Annotated in this window: 23 protein-coding genes; 18 read left to right on the top strand and 5 right to left on the bottom strand. The window is 73.4% G+C overall.

The genetic code is table 11. The annotated features are described in order from the left end of the window. Positions 1-51 precede the first annotated feature (51 nt). The 12 genes from secY (at position 52) to truA (ending at position 8,492) form a co-directional block, all read left to right on the top strand. Complete coding sequence (secY, locus tag ACI79P_RS03545; protein ID WP_456579660.1) at positions 52-1,362, top strand: preprotein translocase subunit SecY; 1,311 nt, start codon at positions 52-54, stop codon at positions 1,360-1,362. Next, positions 1,362-1,970, top strand: coding sequence for an adenylate kinase (locus ACI79P_RS03540; protein ID WP_456579659.1), 609 nt, complete (start codon positions 1,362-1,364; stop codon positions 1,968-1,970). The genes secY and ACI79P_RS03540 overlap by 1 nt, the downstream gene beginning before the upstream one ends. Before the next feature lie 91 nt (positions 1,971-2,061). Next, entirely contained in the window at positions 2,062-2,865 is an 804-nt protein-coding gene (gene map, locus ACI79P_RS03535) for a type I methionyl aminopeptidase (protein WP_456579658.1), read from the top strand. Positions 2,866-3,170: 305 nt separating this feature from the next. After that, complete coding sequence (infA, locus tag ACI79P_RS03530) at positions 3,171-3,392, top strand: translation initiation factor IF-1 (protein WP_012950459.1); 222 nt, start codon at positions 3,171-3,173, stop codon at positions 3,390-3,392. A gap of 67 nt (positions 3,393-3,459) precedes the next feature. After that, positions 3,460-3,573, top strand: a complete 114-nt coding sequence (rpmJ, locus tag ACI79P_RS03525) for a 50S ribosomal protein L36 (protein ID WP_012950458.1) — start codon at positions 3,460-3,462, stop codon at positions 3,571-3,573. A gap of 14 nt (positions 3,574-3,587) precedes the next feature. Continuing rightward, the gene (gene rpsM, locus ACI79P_RS03520) at positions 3,588-3,968 is read left to right on the top strand and encodes a 30S ribosomal protein S13 (RefSeq protein ID WP_104527727.1); all 381 of its coding nucleotides are present in this window, start codon (positions 3,588-3,590) and stop codon (positions 3,966-3,968) included. A gap of 141 nt (positions 3,969-4,109) precedes the next feature. Then, positions 4,110-4,517: a 30S ribosomal protein S11 gene (gene rpsK / locus ACI79P_RS03515; RefSeq protein WP_012950456.1), complete on the top strand. Its 408-nt coding sequence runs from the start codon at positions 4,110-4,112 to the stop codon at positions 4,515-4,517. Positions 4,518-4,555: 38 nt separating this feature from the next. Next, complete coding sequence (rpsD, locus tag ACI79P_RS03510; protein ID WP_456579657.1) at positions 4,556-5,182, top strand: 30S ribosomal protein S4; 627 nt, start codon at positions 4,556-4,558, stop codon at positions 5,180-5,182. A 166-nt stretch (positions 5,183-5,348) separates the two neighbouring features. Further along, entirely contained in the window at positions 5,349-6,425 is a 1,077-nt protein-coding gene (locus ACI79P_RS03505; RefSeq protein ID WP_456579656.1) for a DNA-directed RNA polymerase subunit alpha, read from the top strand. A gap of 186 nt (positions 6,426-6,611) precedes the next feature. After that, positions 6,612-7,223: a 50S ribosomal protein L17 gene (rplQ, locus tag ACI79P_RS03500; RefSeq protein ID WP_456579655.1), complete on the top strand. Its 612-nt coding sequence runs from the start codon at positions 6,612-6,614 to the stop codon at positions 7,221-7,223. Beyond that, positions 7,220-7,594, top strand: coding sequence for a hypothetical protein (locus ACI79P_RS03495; RefSeq protein ID WP_456579654.1), 375 nt, complete (start codon positions 7,220-7,222; stop codon positions 7,592-7,594). Before rplQ ends, ACI79P_RS03495 begins: the two co-directional genes overlap by 4 nt. A 103-nt stretch (positions 7,595-7,697) precedes the next feature. After that, a complete protein-coding gene (gene truA, locus ACI79P_RS03490) occupies positions 7,698-8,492 on the top strand; it encodes a tRNA pseudouridine(38-40) synthase TruA (protein WP_456579653.1) in 795 nt (264 codons plus the stop codon). Between the two features lie 25 nt (positions 8,493-8,517). On the opposite strand, the gene ACI79P_RS03485 is transcribed toward truA, so the two are convergent. Together ACI79P_RS03485 and mobA are read right to left on the bottom strand one after the other, a co-directional pair. Beyond that, entirely contained in the window at positions 8,518-9,183 is a 666-nt protein-coding gene (locus ACI79P_RS03485) for an NAD(P)H-binding protein (RefSeq protein ID WP_456579652.1), read from the bottom strand. 10 nt (positions 9,184-9,193) lie between these two features. Continuing rightward, positions 9,194-9,784 (bottom strand): molybdenum cofactor guanylyltransferase, encoded by a 591-nt coding sequence (mobA, locus tag ACI79P_RS03480; protein WP_456579651.1) that lies wholly within the window; start codon positions 9,782-9,784, stop codon positions 9,194-9,196. Positions 9,785-9,824: 40 nt separating this feature from the next. On the opposite strand from mobA, the gene fdhD reads away from it, so the two are divergent. Then, complete coding sequence (fdhD, locus tag ACI79P_RS03475) at positions 9,825-10,661, top strand: formate dehydrogenase accessory sulfurtransferase FdhD (protein ID WP_456579650.1); 837 nt, start codon at positions 9,825-9,827, stop codon at positions 10,659-10,661. A 134-nt stretch (positions 10,662-10,795) separates the two neighbouring features. On the opposite strand, the gene ACI79P_RS03470 is transcribed toward fdhD, so the two are convergent. The 3 genes from ACI79P_RS03470 to moeA are packed head-to-tail and all read right to left on the bottom strand — an operon-like array spanning position 10,796 to position 12,974. Beyond that, positions 10,796-11,296: a MogA/MoaB family molybdenum cofactor biosynthesis protein gene (locus ACI79P_RS03470; RefSeq protein WP_456579649.1), complete on the bottom strand. Its 501-nt coding sequence runs from the start codon at positions 11,294-11,296 to the stop codon at positions 10,796-10,798. Beyond that, complete coding sequence (gene moaC, locus ACI79P_RS03465; RefSeq protein WP_456579648.1) at positions 11,293-11,766, bottom strand: cyclic pyranopterin monophosphate synthase MoaC; 474 nt, start codon at positions 11,764-11,766, stop codon at positions 11,293-11,295. The genes ACI79P_RS03470 and moaC overlap by 4 nt, the downstream gene beginning before the upstream one ends. Beyond that, on the bottom strand, positions 11,763-12,974 hold the full coding sequence (gene moeA / locus ACI79P_RS03460) for a molybdopterin molybdotransferase MoeA (protein ID WP_456579647.1): 1,212 nt from the start codon (positions 12,972-12,974) through the stop codon (positions 11,763-11,765). The genes moaC and moeA overlap by 4 nt, the downstream gene beginning before the upstream one ends. Positions 12,975-13,026: 52 nt before the next feature. Between moeA and ACI79P_RS03455 the strand changes: the two genes are divergently transcribed. From ACI79P_RS03455 to glmM, 5 genes are all read left to right on the top strand, one after another. Then, on the top strand, positions 13,027-14,037 hold the full coding sequence (locus ACI79P_RS03455; RefSeq protein ID WP_456579646.1) for a PfkB family carbohydrate kinase: 1,011 nt from the start codon (positions 13,027-13,029) through the stop codon (positions 14,035-14,037). Further along, positions 14,030-14,539 carry a beta-class carbonic anhydrase gene (locus tag ACI79P_RS03450; RefSeq protein WP_456579645.1) on the top strand — a complete coding sequence of 170 codons (510 nt, stop codon included), beginning with the start codon at positions 14,030-14,032 and terminating at the stop codon, positions 14,537-14,539. The genes ACI79P_RS03455 and ACI79P_RS03450 overlap by 8 nt, the downstream gene beginning before the upstream one ends. A 187-nt stretch (positions 14,540-14,726) precedes the next feature. Continuing rightward, on the top strand, positions 14,727-15,170 hold the full coding sequence (gene rplM / locus ACI79P_RS03445) for a 50S ribosomal protein L13 (protein ID WP_014377954.1): 444 nt from the start codon (positions 14,727-14,729) through the stop codon (positions 15,168-15,170). Beyond that, positions 15,167-15,586 carry a 30S ribosomal protein S9 gene (gene rpsI, locus ACI79P_RS03440; RefSeq protein WP_456579644.1) on the top strand — a complete coding sequence of 140 codons (420 nt, stop codon included), beginning with the start codon at positions 15,167-15,169 and terminating at the stop codon, positions 15,584-15,586. Before rplM ends, rpsI begins: the two co-directional genes overlap by 4 nt. 17 nt (positions 15,587-15,603) lie before the next feature. Continuing rightward, positions 15,604-16,950: a phosphoglucosamine mutase gene (gene glmM, locus ACI79P_RS03435; RefSeq protein ID WP_456579643.1), complete on the top strand. Its 1,347-nt coding sequence runs from the start codon at positions 15,604-15,606 to the stop codon at positions 16,948-16,950. Positions 16,951-17,025 lie beyond the last annotated feature (75 nt).

Genomic DNA, 17,025 nt, shown 5'->3' with positions numbered 1-17,025 from the left:
CGCGGGACGGGCCCGTTGCTAACCTCACTCGACCGAACCAGGGGAGGGCACGTGCTGCAGGCGTTCGCCGCGGCGTTCCGGACGCCAGACCTCCGGCGCAAGCTGCTGTTCTCCCTGGCGATCATCGCCATCTACCGGCTGGGGGCCGCGGTCCCCGGCCCCGGTGTCTCGGTCGAGGCGATCAACAGCTGCCTGGAGCAGGCGCAGGCCTCCGACCAGCGGGACCTCTACTCGCTGGTGAACCTCTTCTCCGGCGGCGCGCTGCTGCGGCTCTCGGTGTTCGCGCTCGGGATCATGCCGTACATCACGGCGAGCATCATCGTGCAGCTGCTGGTGGTGGTGATCCCGCGCTTCGAGCAGCTGAAGAAGGAAGGGCAGTCGGGTCAGGCCAAGCTGACCCAGTACACCCGGTACCTCACCATCGCGCTCGCCGTCCTGCAGAGCACCGGCATCATCGCCCTCGCCCGGAGCGGGCAGCTGTTCCCGAACTGCAGCGAGCAGATCATCCCCTCGCAGTCGGTCTGGACGACGATCATCCTGGTGATCACGCTGACCGCCGGGACGGCCCTGATCATGTGGCTCGGCGAGCTCCTCACCGAGAAGGGGATCGGCAACGGCATGTCCGTGCTGATCTTCACCTCGATCGCGGCCCGGATCCCGGCCGAGGGCGGTGCGATCCTGCAGACCCGCGGCGGCGTGGTCTTCGCCGTCGTGTGCGCCTTCGCGGTCGTCATCATCGGCACGGTCGTCTACGTCGAGCAGGCCCAGCGGCGCATCCCGGTGCAGTACGCCAAGCGGATGGTCGGGCGCCGCATGTACGGCGGCACGTCCACCTACCTCCCGCTGAAGGTGAACCAGGCCGGCGTCATCCCGGTCATCTTCGCCTCGTCGCTGCTGTACCTGCCGCAGCTGCTCACCCAGCTGCAGGGCAGCGAGACGGGCGCGGTCCGGCGCTTCTTCGAGACCTACGTCATCGACCAGAGCAGCCCGGTGCACGTCGCGATCTACTTCGCGATGATCATCTTCTTCACGTACTTCTACGTGTCGATCACGTTCAACCCGGAGGAACGGGCCGACGACATGAAGCGCTACGGCGGCTTCATCCCCGGCATCCGCCCGGGTCGCCCGACCGCCGAGTACCTGCAGTACGTCCTGTCCCGGATCACGCTTCCGGGCTCGATCTACCTGGGCCTGGTCGCCGTCCTGCCGAACCTCTTCCTGTCGATCACGCAGGAGGGCCAGAACCAGAACTTCCCGTTCGGTGGGACCGCGGTCCTGATCATGGTCGGAGTGGGGTTGGAGACGGTGAAGCAGATCGAGACGCAACTCAACCAGCGCAACTACGAAGGGTTCCTGAAGTAGTGCGCGTCGTCCTCCTGGGGCCGCCCGGAGCGGGCAAGGGCACCCAGGCGCAGATCATCGCCGGCAAGCTCGGCGTCCCCGCGATCTCGACGGGTGACATCTTCCGGGCGAACGTGAGCGGGCAGACCGAGCTCGGCCGCAAGGCCAAGGTCTACATGGACGCCGGCGACCTCGTCCCCGACGAGATCACGGTCGCCATGGTCAAGGACCGGCTGGCCGAGGACGACGCCGCGGCGGGCTTCCTGCTCGACGGCTTCCCCCGCACGATCGCCCAGGCCGAGCAGCTCCGGGAGTCGCTGGCCGAGCTCGGTCAGAAGCTCGACCGCGTGCTCGAACTGGTCGTGGACGAGGAGGAGCTGGTCCGCCGGCTCTCGGGACGCCGGATGCTCGTCGACGGCGAGATGGTGCAGCGGGACGACGACAAGCCGGAGACCGTGCGGCACCGCCTGAAGGTCTACCGGGAACAGACCGCGCCTCTGTCGGGCTTCTACGAGGGAGAGGGCCTGCTCGCGCGGATCGACGCGATCGGCTCCGTCGAGGAGGTCACGGCCCGGGCGCTGCGTGCGCTCGGTGCCGACGGCGAGTCCGGTCACCCGGCTGCCGTCTGACCGGACGGCGGGGCGCGGTGAAGGAGCGACGCGGCAGATGACGGCAGGCATCCTCGGCCGCCTTCCGTTGCTCGCGAAGTGGAGTGGACGCATGATCCAGATCAAGACGGCGCACGAGATCGAGCTGATGCGGGGCGCCGGCCTCGTCGTCGCGGGGGCCATCGCCGCGGTCCGCGCCGCGATCCGGCCCGGTGTGACCACCGGGGAGCTGGACGCGATCGCCGAGGACCACATCCGGAGCGCGGGCGCCGTCCCGTCCTTCCTCGGGTACCACGGCTTCACCGGCAGCATCTGCGCGTCGATCAACGACGAGATCGTGCACGGCATCCCGAGCACGAGCCGGGCCCTGGCCGAGGGCGACAACATCTCCATCGACTGCGGGGCCATCCTCCACGGGTGGCACGGCGATTCCGCCGTGACGCTGACCGTGGGAGAGCCCTCGGCGGAGGACGCCGCGCTGATGGCCGTGACCGAGCGCTCGATGTGGGCCGGTCTCGCGCGTGCGGTGGCCGGGGGCCGGCTCACCGACATCAGCTCGGCGGTCGAGCAGGAGATCCGCCGGGAGCAGCACCCGTACGGGATCGTCGACAACTACGGCGGCCACGGCATCGGGACCGAGATGCACCAGGACCCGCACGTGCTCAACTACGGGCGTCCGGGTCGAGGCCCCAAGCTCGTCCCCGGCCTGGCGCTGGCGATCGAGCCGATGGTCACGGTGGGGGACCCCGCGACGGTCGAGCTCGAGGACGGCTGGACCGTCGTCACCAAGGACGGGTCGCGCGCCGCGCACTTCGAGCACACGGTGGCCATCACCCCCGAGGGCCCGTGGGTCCTGACCGCCGAGGACGGCGGGGCCGCCGGTCTCGCCCCGTTCGGCATCACGCCGCGCTCCTAGAAGGGCCCCGTCGCCCCCCACCGTTCGCACGCTCACGGCGGGCCCCTGCGACGGGGCCGCTCCAGCCCGTCGTCGGGGGTGCGGGTCGTCACTCCGGGGGCGGGTTGGTGACTCGTGGGGCACGGGGGTACGATCTTCTGTGGCGCTAGCGCCGCTCCGTCGTCGTGCTGTGGCCGCATGACCCGGGGCGCCCTCTGCGAGAGCGTCAGCACCACCCGATCTGCAATCTCCGAGCGCGTCCAGCCGGGTACCGGCGCGGGCGCACGAGGATCCAGTACCACCGAGTCAAGGAGTGCGTGTAGGGCATGGCGAAGAAGGACGGGGCCATCGAGGTCGAGGGTCGCGTCGTCGAGCCGCTGCCCAACGCGATGTTCCGGGTCGAGCTGCAGAACGGGCACCGGGTGCTCGCCCACATCAGCGGCAAGATGCGGCAGCACTACATCCGCATCCTGCCCGAGGACCGCGTGGTCGTGGAGCTCTCGCCCTACGACCTGACGCGCGGTCGCATCGTCTACCGCTACAAGTGACCGTCGCGGACCCGCACGTGGTGCGGGGTCCCGGCACATCGATTTCGAGGAATGAGGGGCGGCACCGGTGAAGGTCCAGCCGTCGGTGAAGAAGATCTGCGACAAGTGCAAGGTGATCCGCCGGCACGGCCGGGTCATGGTCATCTGCGACAACGCCCGGCACAAGCAGCGCCAGGGCTGAGGGAGTACCTGAACATGGCACGACTGGCTGGCGTCGACCTGCCCCGCGAGAAGCGGATGGAGATCGCGCTCACCTACATCTATGGCATCGGCAAGCACCACGCCAAGGAGACCCTGGCCGCGACGGGCGTCAGCCCGGACCTGCGCGCCAAGGACCTCAGTGACGAGGACCTGCTGAAGCTGCGCGACTACATCGACGAGCACTTCCGCGTCGAGGGTGACCTGCGCCGCGAGGTGGCCGCCGACATCCGTCGCAAGGTGGAGATCGGTTGCTACCAGGGCCTGCGGCACCGCCGCGGTCTCCCGGTGCACGGTCAGCGCACCAAGACCAACGCGCGCTCGAGCAAGGGCCCGCGCAAGACCATCGCCGGCAAGAAGAAGGCCGGTAAGAAGTAATCACCCGGGGGCTCCGCCCCCGTGCACCCCCGGAAAAGGTGCACGGATCAGGCGCCCCTCGAGTGCCCCCCGGCTCGGCTTGCGGCCCGTACGCAGCCTCACCGGATCCAGGCCACGAAAGACAAAGGATTCGACAGACATATGCCTCCCAGGGCTCGCGCCGCGGCCGGTGCCAAGAAGGTCCGCCGCAAGGAGAAGAAGAACGTCGCTCACGGTGCTGCGCACATCAAGAGCACGTTCAACAACACGATCGTCTCGATCACCGACCCGACCGGGAACGTGATCAGCTGGGCCTCGGCCGGCCACGTGGGCTTCAAGGGCTCGCGCAAGTCGACGCCGTTCGCCGCGCAGATGGCCGCCGAGAACGCTGCCCGCAAGGCGCAGGAGCACGGCATGCGCAAGGTCGACGTCTTCGTGAAGGGTCCCGGCTCCGGCCGCGAGACCGCGATCCGATCGCTGCAGGCCACGGGCCTCGAGGTCGGTCAGATCCAGGACGTGACGCCGCAGCCGCACAACGGCTGCCGCCCCAAGAAGCGCCGCCGGGTCTGACCGCGGTCCACTGACGAGACGAACGAGGAGTACCTGACGTGGCCCGTTACACCGGAGCCGACTGCCGCCTGTGCCGGCGCGAGAAGATGAAGCTGTTCCTCAAGGGCAGCAAGTGCGAGTCCCCGAAGTGCCCGATCGAGATCCGGCCGTACCCGCCGGGCGAGCACGGGCGGGGTCGCAGCAAGGACAGCGAGTACCTGCTGCAGCTGCGCGAGAAGCAGAAGGCCCGCCGCATCTACGGCGTGCTGGAGAAGCAGTTCCGCGGCTACTACGAAGAGGCCAACCGCAAGACGGGCAAGACCGGTGAGGTCCTGCTGCAGATCCTCGAGTCGCGGCTGGACAACGTGGTCTACCGGGCCGGCTTCGCCGAGTCCCGCGACATGGCCCGCCAGCTGGTGCGCCACGGCCACATCCGGGTGAACGGCCGCAAGGTCGACATCCCGTCCTACCGCGTCAGCGAGAACGACATCGTCGAGGTGGCCGAGAAGTCGCGCACGATGATGCCGTTCGAGGTGGCCCAGGCCCGCGCCGGCGAGCGCCCTGTGCCGCCGTGGCTCGAGGTCATCAGCACCCAGCTGCGCGTGCTGGTCCACGGCATCCCGGCCCGCCAGGTGATCGACACCCCGGTCCAGGAGCAGCTGATCGTGGAGCTCTACTCGAAGTAGAAGGACCCCTCTGCCCCCCACCACTCGCACGCTCGCGGTGGGACCCTGCAGAGGGCCGTTCCATCGCGTCACCACGGCTCCGGCGGGCGGACAGATGCCCGCCGGAGCCAGCACCACCCTCACGGCGTCATATGGCGGATGCCGGAGGATCTGGAGGAGAAACGCAATGCTCATCGCACAGCGCCCCACGCTGACCGAGGAGACCATCTCGGAGCAGCGCTCGCGGTTCGTCATCGAGCCGCTCGAGCCGGGCTTCGGCTACACCCTCGGCAACTCCCTGCGGCGCACGCTGCTGTCGTCCATCCCCGGTGCCGCTGTCACCAGCATCCGCATCGAGGGCACCCTGCACGAGTTCACCACCGTGCCGGGCGTCAAGGAGGACGTCACCGAGATCATCCTGAACCTCAAGAGCCTGGTGGTCAGCTCCGACTCCGACGAGCCGGTGACCATGTACCTGCGCAAGCAGGGCCCGGGTGAGGTCACCGCCGCGGACATCGCGCCGCCGGCCGGGGTCGAGGTGCACAACCCCGAGCTGCACATCGCGACCCTCAACGGGAAGGGCCGCCTGGAGATCGAGCTGGTCGTCGAGCGCGGCCGCGGCTACGTGCCGGCCCCGCAGAACAAGCAGCCCGGCCAGGAGATCGGTCGCATCCCCGTCGACTCGATCTACTCGCCGGTCCTCAAGGTGACGTACGCCGTCGAGGCCACCCGTGTCGAGCAGCGCACCGACTTCGACCGCCTGGTGGTCGATGTCGAGACCAAGCCCTCCATCGCCCCGCGCGACGCCATCGCGTCGGCCGGGTCGACGCTGGTGGAGCTCTTCGGCCTGCTGCGCGAGCTGAACATCGACGCCGAGGGCATCGAGGTCGGGCCCAGCCCGGCCGAGGCCGCCGACATCGCGAACTTCTCGATGCCGATCGAGGACATGGACCTCACCGTCCGGTCCTACAACTGCCTGAAGCGCGAGGGCGTGCACACCGTCGGTGAGCTCGTCACCCGTTCCGAGGCCGACCTGCTGGACATCCGGAACTTCGGGGCCAAGTCGATCGACGAGGTCAAGATGAAGCTGGCCGCCATGGGTCTGGCCCTCAAGGACAGCCCGCCCGGGTTCATCCCCACCTCGATCGAGAGCTACGACGAGGGCTACGAGACCGACGCCTACCAGGGCACGGGCGAGTACGCCGCGGGTTACGACCAGGCGCAGTTCGACGACGGCTCCTACCAGGAGACCGAGCAGCTCTAGAAGTACCCCGTCCTCCCCACCCTGCGCACGCTCAGGGCGGGACCCGGGACGGGGCCGGGCCGGGCGGCGGGGCGACCCGCCGTCCGGCACCGGTGCCCGACGCGCGACACTGAACGAGCACCACCGACGCTTTGCACCACGGATGCAGCCGGCATCGAGCGCCCGGCCGCCTGAGGAAGGACCGACATGCCCACCCCCACCAAGGGCCCCCGTCTCGGCGGGTCCCCCGCGCACGAGCGGCTGATGCTGGCCAACCTGGCCACCTCGCTGTTCGAGCACGGGCGGATCACCACCACCGAGGCGAAGGCCAAGCGGCTGCGTCCGCTGGCCGAGAAGCTGGTGACCTTCGCCAAGCGCGGTGACCTGCACGCCCGTCGTCAGGTGATGACGACCATCCGTGACAAGGACGTCGTCCACACGCTCTTCGCCGAGATCGGTCCTCGCTACGAGAACCGCCCCGGTGGCTACACCCGCATCACCAAGGTCGGTCCGCGCAAGGGCGACAACGCCCCCATGGCGGTCATCGAGCTGGTCGAGGCCCTGACCGTCGGTCAGCAGGCCGTCGGCGAGGCAGAGCGGGCCCGCGGCACCCAGTTCGCCTCCGGCGCCGGCGCGGCCGCCGTCTCCGGTGAGGTCACCGCGGACGCGGTCGAGCCGACCGACGCGGTAGAGCCGACCGACTCGGTCGACAGCGCCGACTCGGTCGACAGCGCCGACTCGGCCGACAGCGCGGACACCCCGGAGGAGACCGTCGCCGAGGCGCCGGCCGCCGAGGACGAGGGCACGGACGCGCGATGAGCAACCCCGAGAACGTCGCCGGTGCGGGCGCGGCCGGCGTCTCCGCCGGTGGCGGCGACCAGGGCGCCACGTTCGAGGGTGAGACCACCGGTCCCGGCGGCGACACCTCGCCCGCCGTAACCGACGGCAGCGTCACCGACGAGGCGCAGGAGGTCGTCACCGACCTCTACAACCCCGACGGCGAGCGCCAGGACGACGGCGCCGTGACGCCGCAGCCGCAGCGGGAGAACGCCGTCGTCGTCGACGACCCGGTCCTCTCGCCCGAGGTGGCCCGCGCCGCCGCGGCCGAGGTCGAGGCCGCCGAGCTCGGCGACGCGGCCACCGCCGGCCAGCAGTACCAGGGCGGCGACTCCGCGCCCGACCCGAAGTGACCGGCCGCTGACCACGCCAATCACGGGTGCCGAGACCTGCACGGCGCCGCAGGACGAGCCCGCCACCGATTCCGGTGGCGGGCTCGTCCGTCTCCGCCTGGCGGTGCAGTACGACGGGACCGGCTTCCACGGGTGGGCGCGTCAGCCGGCGGTGCGGACCGTCCAGGACGAGCTCGAGCGCGGCCTCGCCACGGTGCTGCGCCGGGACGTGGACCTGACGGTCGCCGGCCGCACGGACGCCGGCGTGCACGCCACCGGTCAGGTCGTGCACTGTGACGTACCGCGGGAGCTGTGGACCGAGCAGTCGGCGAAGCTGGTCCGGCGGCTCCGCGGCGTGCTGCCACCGGACGTCGTCGTCCGTTCGGTCACCGAGGCGCACCCGGACTTCGACGCGCGGTTCGGCGCGCTGGCCCGTCACTACGCGTACCGGTTGACCGACGACCCGGCCGGCCCGCCGCCGCTGCGCCGCGCCGACACGGTGGCCTGGCCCCGACGGCTGGACGACGCGGCGATGGACCTCGCCGCGGGCATGCTGCTCGGTGAGAAAGACTTCGCCGCCTACTGCAGGCGGCGCGAAGGGGCGACGACCATCCGCACCCTGCTGCGGCTGACCGTCTCCCGGGTGGCGGAGGCCTCCGGCGTCGAGGTCGTCCGCATCGACGCCTCGGCCGACGCGTTCTGCCACTCGATGGTGCGCAGCCTCGTCGGCGCCCTCGTCGCGGTCGGTGAGGGCCGGCGCCCGCTCGACTGGCCGGCCGGCCTGCTGCGTCTGTCCGAACGCGCCGGCGAGGTCCCGGTCGCGCCCGCCCACGGCCTGACGCTGCTCGCTGTCGACTACCCGGCCGACAGCGAGCTCGCCGCCCGCACCGGTGTGACCCGGGCCCGGCGGGGCGGCTGACGCCCGGTCCGGGGTGGGCAGCGGGTCAGGGCACCGCGGCGACCGCGTCCTCGATCGGCGTCCCACCGGCGACGAGCTCGACGACCGCGCCGTCGCGGGGGTGGCCCAGGAACTCCAGCAGCACGGCGGCGACGTCGTCGCGCGGGATCTCGCCACGCTCGACGTGCCGTTCGAGGGTGACCCGGCCCGAGCCGGGGTCGTCGGTGAGCCCGCCCGGCCGCAGCACCGTGACCGCCAGCCCGGGGCGCGCCAGCAGGTCCTGCTCGGCGGCGAGCTTGGCCCGCAGGTAGGCGGCGAACACCTCGTCGAGCCCGTCCGGCGTGCCGCTGCCGGCCACCAGGTCGGTGCCCATCGAGGAGACCAGCAGGTAGGTGCGCACGCCCGCGCGCTCGGCGGCGTCGGCGAGCAGCACCGCGGCGCCCCGGTCCACGCTGTCCTTGCGGGCCGCCCCGCTGCCCGGGCCGGCGCCCGCGGCGAAGACGACGGCGTCGGCGCCCCGGACCACCTCGGCCACCTCCTCGACCGAGGCCGATTCGAGGTCGAGCACCACCGGCGTCGTGCCGTCGGCCTCCAGGTCGGCCCGGTGGTCGGGGTTGCGGACGAGGCCGACGACGGTGTCGCCCCGGCCGGACAGCAGACGGCCGAGGCGGCGGGCGACCTGCCCGTGGGCCCCGGCGAGCACGATGCGCATGCCGGTGGCCCTACCCGGCAGCCCCGCCGGCTACCGCCCGGGCCCGCGCGAGCTCCTCCGGGGTGTCGCAGTCCAGCCACGGCGCGGGCCGGCCGGGGGCGACCGGCGGGTGGAAGCGGTCGACGGCCAGCCCGGCCACCACCCGGTGCAGGGCCCGGGGCGCGGCCGGGTCCGCGACGGCCGCGCGCAGGGCGGCGGTGTCCCAGGCGCCCAGGAGGAACTGGTCGCGGCCGGTGTCGTCGACCACCAGCACCCCGTCGCGCCGCAGTCGCCCGCGCAGCTCGGCGACCAGGTCGGCGGTGAGGAACGGGAGGTCCGCGGCGAGGACGACGACGGCCGCCGTCCCCACCTGCTCCAGCCCGGCGCGCAGGGCGGCCACCGGCCCGGCGCCGGGCGGCGACTCGCGGGTGAGGACGACGTCGTGGGGGAGGTCCTGCGCCGGTCCGACGACCACCCGGCGCCGCGCGTCGGCCACCGCGTCCAGGACGGCGCCGAGCATCGTCCGGCCGCCCACCCGCAGCTGGGGCTTGGCCTGCCCACCCAGCCGCTCGGCCCGGCCACCGGCCAGCACCACGGCCGAGTAGGGGGTCAGCGGGTCCACGCCGACACCGTAGGCGCGCGGCATGGGTACCGTCGCCCGCGTGGGACGAGTCACCAGCCGCACCCCCGTGCTGCGCATCCGCGGGTCGCAGCACACCACCAGGCCGGACACGGTCGCCGCGGAGGAGCCGCTGGAGATCCGTCTGGGCGGCACCGCCCTGGCGATCACCATGCGCACGCCCGGCGACGACTTCGACCTGGTGCACGGGTTCCTCGCGACCGAGGGCGTGATCCGCGGCGCCGACGACGTCGCCGGCCTGCGCTACTGCGACTCCGTGGACGCCGACGGCCGCAACACCTACAACGTCGTCGACGTCGACCTCGCGCCCGGCGTGCCGCTGCCGGACACGGGCCTGGAGCGGAACTTCTACACGTCCAGCTCCTGCGGCGTCTGCGGCAAGGCCAGCATCGACGCCATCCGCACCAAGACCTCCTTCGACGTCGCCGCGGACGCCGTCGAGCTCCCCCTGGAGGTGCTGCTGGCGCTGCCCGACCGGCTCCGCGCCGCGCAGCAGGTGTTCGACAAGACCGGTGGGCTGCACGCCGCAGGCCTCTTCACCGCGGACGGGGAGCTGCTCGCCCTGCGCGAGGACGTCGGCCGGCACAACGCGGTGGACAAGGTGATCGGCGACGGCGTCCGCGAGGGCCGGCTCCCCCTGGCCGGGCAGGTGCTGATGGTGAGCGGCCGGGCCAGCTTCGAGCTCACCCAGAAGGCCGCGATGGCGGGGATCCCGCTGCTCGCGGCCGTGTCGGCGCCGTCATCCCTGGCCGTGGAGCTGGCCCGCGAGGTCGGCATCACCCTGGTGGGTTTCCTCCGCGGTGACGGCTGCAACGTCTACACCCGCACGGAGCGCATCCAGCTGGCACCGGAGAACTGACGCGGCACCTGGCGGGAGCAGCGTGCGACGGCGGCGGCGCCGGACGGGGCCGGAGGCTCCTCCGGTGGTGTCGCGGACTCGCTCAGCGCAGGCCGGGGACGGCCGTTGGCCGCGGCGTCGTCCGGAGGACGACCTCAGACATGGTCCCCGCCGCGGAGCTGGCTCACCACGTGCGGCAGCAGCGGGCCGAGGACGGCGAGCCCGTCCTTCACGCCGCCGGTGGACCCGGGCAGGTTGACGATCAGCGTGCGGGCGGCCGTGCCCGCCAGGCCGCGGGAGAGGACCGCCGTCGGCACGCCGTGCTCCGCCCCGTACCGCCGCACCGCCTCGGCGATCCCCGGTGCCTCGCGCTCGAGCACCGCACGGGTCGCCTCCGGGGTGACGTCGGTGGGGGACAGGCCGGTGCCGCCCGTGGTGACCACCAGGTCGACCCCGAGGTCCACCGCGTTGCGGAGCACGGCCTCGAGCTCCGCGACGTCGTCGGGGCGCACGTGCGGCCCCTCGACGGCGAAGCCGAGCTCCCGCAGCCCCGCGGCGAGCGCCTGGCCGCTGCGGTCCTCGTAGACGCCGGCGGCGGCCCGGTTCGAGGCGGTGAGGACGACGGCCCGCGCGCCGGCCGGCAGCGCGGCGGTCACCGGGTCCACTCCCCGCTCTTGCCGCCGGACTTGCGCAGCAGCCGGACGTCGGTGATCGCCGCCCGCGGGTCGACCGCCTTGACCATGTCGATCATCGTCAGCCCGGCCACGGTGACCGCGGTGAGCGCCTCCATCTCCACCCCGGTGCGGTCGGCGGTGCGCGCGGTGGCGGTGATCTCGACGGCGTCGTCGGTGACCTGGAGGTCGACCGTGACCCCGTGCAGCGCTATCGGGTGGCACAGCGGCACGAGATCCGGCGTCCGCTTGGCCCCGGCGATGCCGGCGATGCGCGCCACGGCCACGGCGTCGCCCTTGGGCACCCCCTCGCCCCGCAGCAGGGCGACGACCTCGGGACCCACCAGCACCCGGCCGGCGGCGGTGGCCTCGCGGGCGGTGACGGCCTTGGCGGAGACGTCGACCATCCGGGCGGCGCCGGATTCGTCGACGTGGGTGAGACGCGGCTCGCTCACTGGAGTGCTCCCTCGATCAGCACGACGTCGACCTCGGCGCCGGCGGGCAGTTCGGTGACGTCCTCGGGCACGACGACCAGGCAGTTGGCCCGGGCGAGGTGCGCGACCAGGTGCGAGCCGGGCCCGCCGACCTGGGAGACCTCGCCGCCGTCGTAGCGGCCCCGCAGGAACTGGCGGCGCCCCGCGGGCGAGCGCAGCGGCCCCGACAGCCGGGCGGGGGCCCGCAGGCGGTCGGGCGCGGTGTGGCCGAGGGCGCGGCGCAGCGCCGGGCGGACGAAGACCTCGAACGAGACGAAGGCGCTGACCGGGTTGCCGGGCAGGGTGACCACGGGGACGCCGTCGACCGTGCCGGCGCCCTGGGGGCCGCCCGGCTGCATCGCGACCTTGCCGAACTCGACCGTGCCGAGCGTGCGGAAGGCGTCCTTGACCACCTCGTAGGCGCCGGCGCTCACCCCGCCGCTGGTGATCAGCAGGTCCGCGGAGGCCACCTCGGCGCGCACGGTGGCGAGGAACTGGTCGACGTCGTCGGGCACGAAGTGCAGCCGCCGCGGGATGCCCCCGGCCTCCTGGACCGCGGCGGCCAGCAGCGCCGAGTTGGACTCGTAGATCTGGCCGCGCGCCAGCGGCTGCCCGGGCGCGACCAGCTCGCTGCCGGTGGAGAGGACCAGCACCCGCGGGCGGCGCCGCACGACCAGCTCCGAGACGCCGACCGCCGCGGCCAGGCCCAGCTGGGCGGCGCCGAGCGGGGCGCCGGCGGAGAGCGCGACCGTGCCGGCGGCGATGTCCTCGCCGGCCGCCCGCAGATGGCTCCCGGCCGCCGGGCGGTCGCGGATCTCGACGACGTCGGTGCCGCCGTCGGTGAGCTCCACCGGGACGACGACGTCGGCTCCCGGGGGGAGCGGGGCCCCGGTCATGATGCGGTGGACGGTGCCCGGCGCCAGCGGGACGACGTCGGTGCGGCCGGCGGGGATGTCCTCGGCCACCGGCAGCCGCACCGGGCCGCCCTCGGCGCCGGCGAGCTCGGCCCAGCGACCGGCGTAGCCGTCCATCGCCGAGTTGTCGAAGCCCGGCAACGGCACCTCGGCGACGACGTCGCGCGCCAGCACCCGTCCGTGCGCCTCGGCCAGCGGCACGGTCTCCTCGGGCAGGGCGGGCAGCAGGGCGTTCACGACCGCCTGGTGTTCCTCGACCGTGCGCACGGGGCACATCCTCGCCCATGGCCGCGTGCCCGACACCGGCGGTGGCCGGGGAGGTGCGGGCATGGCAGCGGTCGTGGTGCTGGGGCAGATCGGCCGGGACCTGGTGCTCCGGCTCCCCGCGGTGCCCGGCCCCGGGGGCTCGGCCTCCGCCACCGGCCGCCGGGAGCTGCTCGGCGGGAAGGGCGCCAACCAGGCGGTCGCGCTCGCGCAGCTGGGCGTCCCGGTCGCGCTGGTCGGCGTCGTCGGGGACGACGCCGCGGGGAGGGACGTGCTGGCGCAGGCCGCCGCCGACGGCATCGGCGTCTCGGGCGTCGTCACCCGGCCGGGCGCGACGACCGCCCTCCTGCTCGACCTGGTCGAGGACGGCGGCCGCCGACGGCTGGTGGAGGACGTGCCGCCCGCGGTGCTGCTCACCCCCGCCGACGTCGCCGCCGCGGGCGCGCTGATCGCGGGCTGCCGGGTGCTGAGCCTCCAGCTCCAGCAGCCGGGCGTGGCCGTGCGCGCGGCCCTGGAGCGCGCCCCCGCGACGGCGCTCGTGGTGGCCGACGGCGCCCCGGAGGACGCGGCCACCCGGGAAACGGTGCTCCGGCGCGCGGACGTCGTCCGGGCCGACGCCGCCGAGGCCGAGCTCCTGGTGGGGCACCCGCTGTCCGGACCCGACGACGCCCGCGACGCCGCCGCACGGCTGCTGGCGGCCGGGCCTCGGCTGGTGGCCCTGGCCTCCGGCGAGGAGGGCGACCTGGTGGCGTGGCGCGCCGGCCCGGCTCCCGGGGTGGCGGCGGGCGTGGGGGAGGTCGACCCGGCGTGGGCCGACGGCGAGGTGCTGGTGCCGCACCTCGGCGCGGCGCCGGTCGACCCGACCGGGGCCGGGGACGTGTGGGTCGCGGCGCTCGTGACCGCGCTGCTCGGCGGGGGCGGGCCCGAGGAGGCGGCGTGGCTCGGCGCAGCGGCGGCGGCGGGAACGGTGGCGCACGCCGGGGGACGGCCGGAGCTCGACGCGGCGGCGCTGGCCGGGGTGGTCGCCCGGGAGCGCGGCCGGCGGCAGGTCCGGTTATCGTCCGGTCGTGGCTGAGATCGACCGGATGCTCGAGGCGAACGCGGAGTGGGCGGAGCGGTTCCCCGGCAGCAAGCCGGTGGCCCCGGCGCGCAAGGTCGCCGTCGTGGCCTGCATGGACTCCCGGATGCCGCTGTTCCCGCTCCTGGGCCTGGAGGTCGGTGACGCGCACGTCATCCGCAACGCCGGTGGCGTCGTCACCGAGGACACCGTGCGGTCGCTGACGATCTCCCAGCACCTGCTCGGCACCCGCGAGATCGTGCTGGTCCACCACACCGACTGCGGGCTGCAGAAGAGCAATGACGTCGACTTCGCCGACCTGGTGGAGCGGGCCACCGGTCGCCGGCCGCCGTGGTCGGCGCGCACCTTCACCGACGTCGACGCCGACGTGCGCGAGTCGATGCGGCTGCTCCGCGACTGCCCCTACCTCGTCTCCCACGAGGTGCGGGGCACGGTCTACGACGTCGACACCGGGCGCCTGCGCGAAGTGAAGGACCCTGCTGCCCCCCACCGCTCGTAAACTCGCGGCGGGCCCCTGCAGCAGGGCCGAGGTCGTCGCTCGCCAGGGGCGATGAGGGTCGAGTTCTCCAGCTGGTATCGTCCTCGGTTGGCGCGCGTGCCGGCTGGTGCCGCGCGTGCAGATCCGTCTCCCGTGCTCGGCGAGGCGATCCCACCAGCCATCCCGACGACGACGGAGGACGCGCGCCGTGCGCACGTACACCCCCAAGCCCGGTGAGGTCGCCCGGGCCTGGCACGTCATCGACGCCACCGATGTGGTGCTCGGTCGACTGGCCAGCCAGACCGCGCAGCTCCTGCGCGGCAAGCACAAGCCCCAGTACGCCCCGCACGTGGACGTCGGCGACTTCGTCGTCATCGTCAACGCCGGCAAGGTCGCCCTGACCGGGTCGAAGCGGGACGACAAGGTGGCCTACCGGCACTCCGGTCACCCGGGTGGCCTCAAGACCATCAACGTGGGCGACCAGCTGCGCACGCACCCCGACCGCGTCATCGAGCGCGCCATCAAGGGCATGCTCCCGCACAACACGCTCGGTCGGCAGATGCTGAAGAAGCTCAAGGTCTACGCAGGCCCCGAGCACCCGCACGCTGCGCAGCAGCCCCAGACCTACGAGATCAAGCAGGTGGCCCAGTGACCAGCGCACTGACCGTGACCGACGCCGACGGGCGTCCGGTGCAGACCGTCGGCCGGCGCAAGGAGGCCGTCGTCCGCGTGCGGCTGCTCCCCGGCACCGGCCAGTTCACGCTCAACGGCCGCACCCTCGAGGAGTACTTCCCGAACAAGGTGCACCAGCAGCTCATCCGCGAGCCGTTCGTGACCCTCGAGAAGGCCGAGCAGTACGACGTCGTCGGCATCCTCAAGGGTGGCGGCGTCACCGGGCAGGCCGGCGCGCTGCGCCTGGCCATCGCCCGCGCCCTCATCGAGGTCGAGGCCGAGGACCGCCCGGCCCTCAAGAAGGCCGGCTTCCTGACCCGTGACCCGCGGGTCAAGGAGCGCAAGAAGTACGGCCTCAAGAAGGCCCGCAAGGCGCCTCAGTACTCCAAGCGCTGACCGGCCCGGCGTCGTCCATGGGGGGGAGACTCTTCGGGACCGACGGCGTCCGGGGTCGGGCCAACTCCGACCTCACGCCGGAGTTGGCCCTCTCGGTGGCACGTGCCGCCGCAGGCGTGCTCGCCGACCGCGACGGGACCTCGCGTCCCGTCGCGGTCGTCGGCCGCGACCCCCGCGCCAGCGGGGAGATGCTCGAGGCCGCGGTCGTCGCGGGCCTCACGAGCGCCGGAGCCGAGGTGCTTCTCGCCGGGGTCGTGCCGACCCCGGCTCTCGCCTACCTCACCGGCCGCAGCGGCGCCGATCTCGGCGTCATGATCTCGGCCAGCCACAACCCGATGCCCGACAACGGCATCAAGCTCTTCAGCCGGGGCGGGCACAAGCTGCCCGACGCCGTCGAGGCCGCCATCGAGCTGACCGTCACCTCCGGTTCCTCGGACGGGCACCGCCCCACCGGCAGCTCGATCGGCCGCGTCCGCGCGCTGACCGACGGCTCGGACGCCTACGTCGAGCACCTGCTCTCGACCGTCGGCCGGCCCCTCACCGGGGTCTCCGTCGTCGTGGACGCCGCGCACGGCGCGGCCGCGGCCACCGCACCCGAGGTGTACCGGCGGGCCGGGGCGACGGTGCACGCCATCGGTTGCGAGCCCGACGGCTGGAACATCAACGACGGCGTCGGGTCCACGCACCTCGGGCCGCTGGCCGAGGCCGTCCGGGCTCGCGGCGCCGACATCGGCCTGGCCCACGACGGGGACGCCGACCGCTGCCTCGCGGTCACCGCCGACGGCGAGGTCGTCGACGGCGACGCGATCCTCGCGATCTGCGCGCTGGACCTGCACGAACGTGGTGCGCTGAAGGCCGACACCGTCGTCGCGACGGTCATGAGCAACCTCGGCTTCCACCACACGATGCGCGACGCCGGCATCTCCGTCAGCACGACCGCCGTCGGCGACCGCTACGTGCTGGAGGCGCTGCGGGCGCAGGACCTCAGCCTCGGCGGCGAGCAGAGCGGGCACCTGGTCTTCCTCGAGCACGCCACCACCGGCGACGGGCTGCTCACCGGCCTGGCGCTGCTCTCCCGCATGGCCGGCACCCGGGCCTCGCTCGCGGAGCTCGCCTCCGTGGTGCAGCGGCTGCCGCAGGTGCTGGTCAACGTCCCGGTCTCCGACCGCCTCGCCGTCGCCGCCAGCGACGAGGTCGCCGCCGCCGTCAACGCGGTCGAGGCCGAGCTCGGCGACAGCGGCCGGGTCCTGCTGCGGCCCTCGGGCACCGAGCAGCTGGTCCGCGTCATGGTCGAGGCGCCCACGCAGGAGCAGGCCGACGCGGTCGCCCAGCGCCTCGCCGGGGTCGTCGCCGCGGTCGGCTGAACCCGGCCCGGCGTCTCACCCGTCGGGGCGCCCCGACCCGCGCGTGGGGACGGGCGGGCGCCCGGCCCCGGTACT

Source organism: Blastococcus sp. SYSU DS0510, assembly GCF_054050835.1.
This window is presented reverse-complemented; position numbering and strand designations above follow the sequence as displayed.

Coding starts and splice junctions, on each gene's coding strand:
- ACI79P_RS03495 (WP_456579654.1), top strand. CDS start 7,220: ATGAGCAACCCCGAGAACGTCGCCGGTGCGGGCGCGGCCGGCGTCTCC.
- map (WP_456579658.1), top strand. CDS start 2,062: ATGATCCAGATCAAGACGGCGCACGAGATCGAGCTGATGCGGGGCGCC.
- ACI79P_RS03485 (WP_456579652.1), bottom strand. CDS start 9,183: ATGCGCATCGTGCTCGCCGGGGCCCACGGGCAGGTCGCCCGCCGCCTC.
- rpsM (WP_104527727.1), top strand. CDS start 3,588: ATGGCACGACTGGCTGGCGTCGACCTGCCCCGCGAGAAGCGGATGGAG.
- rplQ (WP_456579655.1), top strand. CDS start 6,612: ATGCCCACCCCCACCAAGGGCCCCCGTCTCGGCGGGTCCCCCGCGCAC.
- infA (WP_012950459.1), top strand. CDS start 3,171: ATGGCGAAGAAGGACGGGGCCATCGAGGTCGAGGGTCGCGTCGTCGAG.
- rpsK (WP_012950456.1), top strand. CDS start 4,110: ATGCCTCCCAGGGCTCGCGCCGCGGCCGGTGCCAAGAAGGTCCGCCGC.
- moeA (WP_456579647.1), bottom strand. CDS start 12,974: ATGTGCCCCGTGCGCACGGTCGAGGAACACCAGGCGGTCGTGAACGCC.
- ACI79P_RS03455 (WP_456579646.1), top strand. CDS start 13,027: ATGGCAGCGGTCGTGGTGCTGGGGCAGATCGGCCGGGACCTGGTGCTC.
- ACI79P_RS03505 (WP_456579656.1), top strand. CDS start 5,349: ATGCTCATCGCACAGCGCCCCACGCTGACCGAGGAGACCATCTCGGAG.
- glmM (WP_456579643.1), top strand. CDS start 15,604: ATGGGGGGGAGACTCTTCGGGACCGACGGCGTCCGGGGTCGGGCCAAC.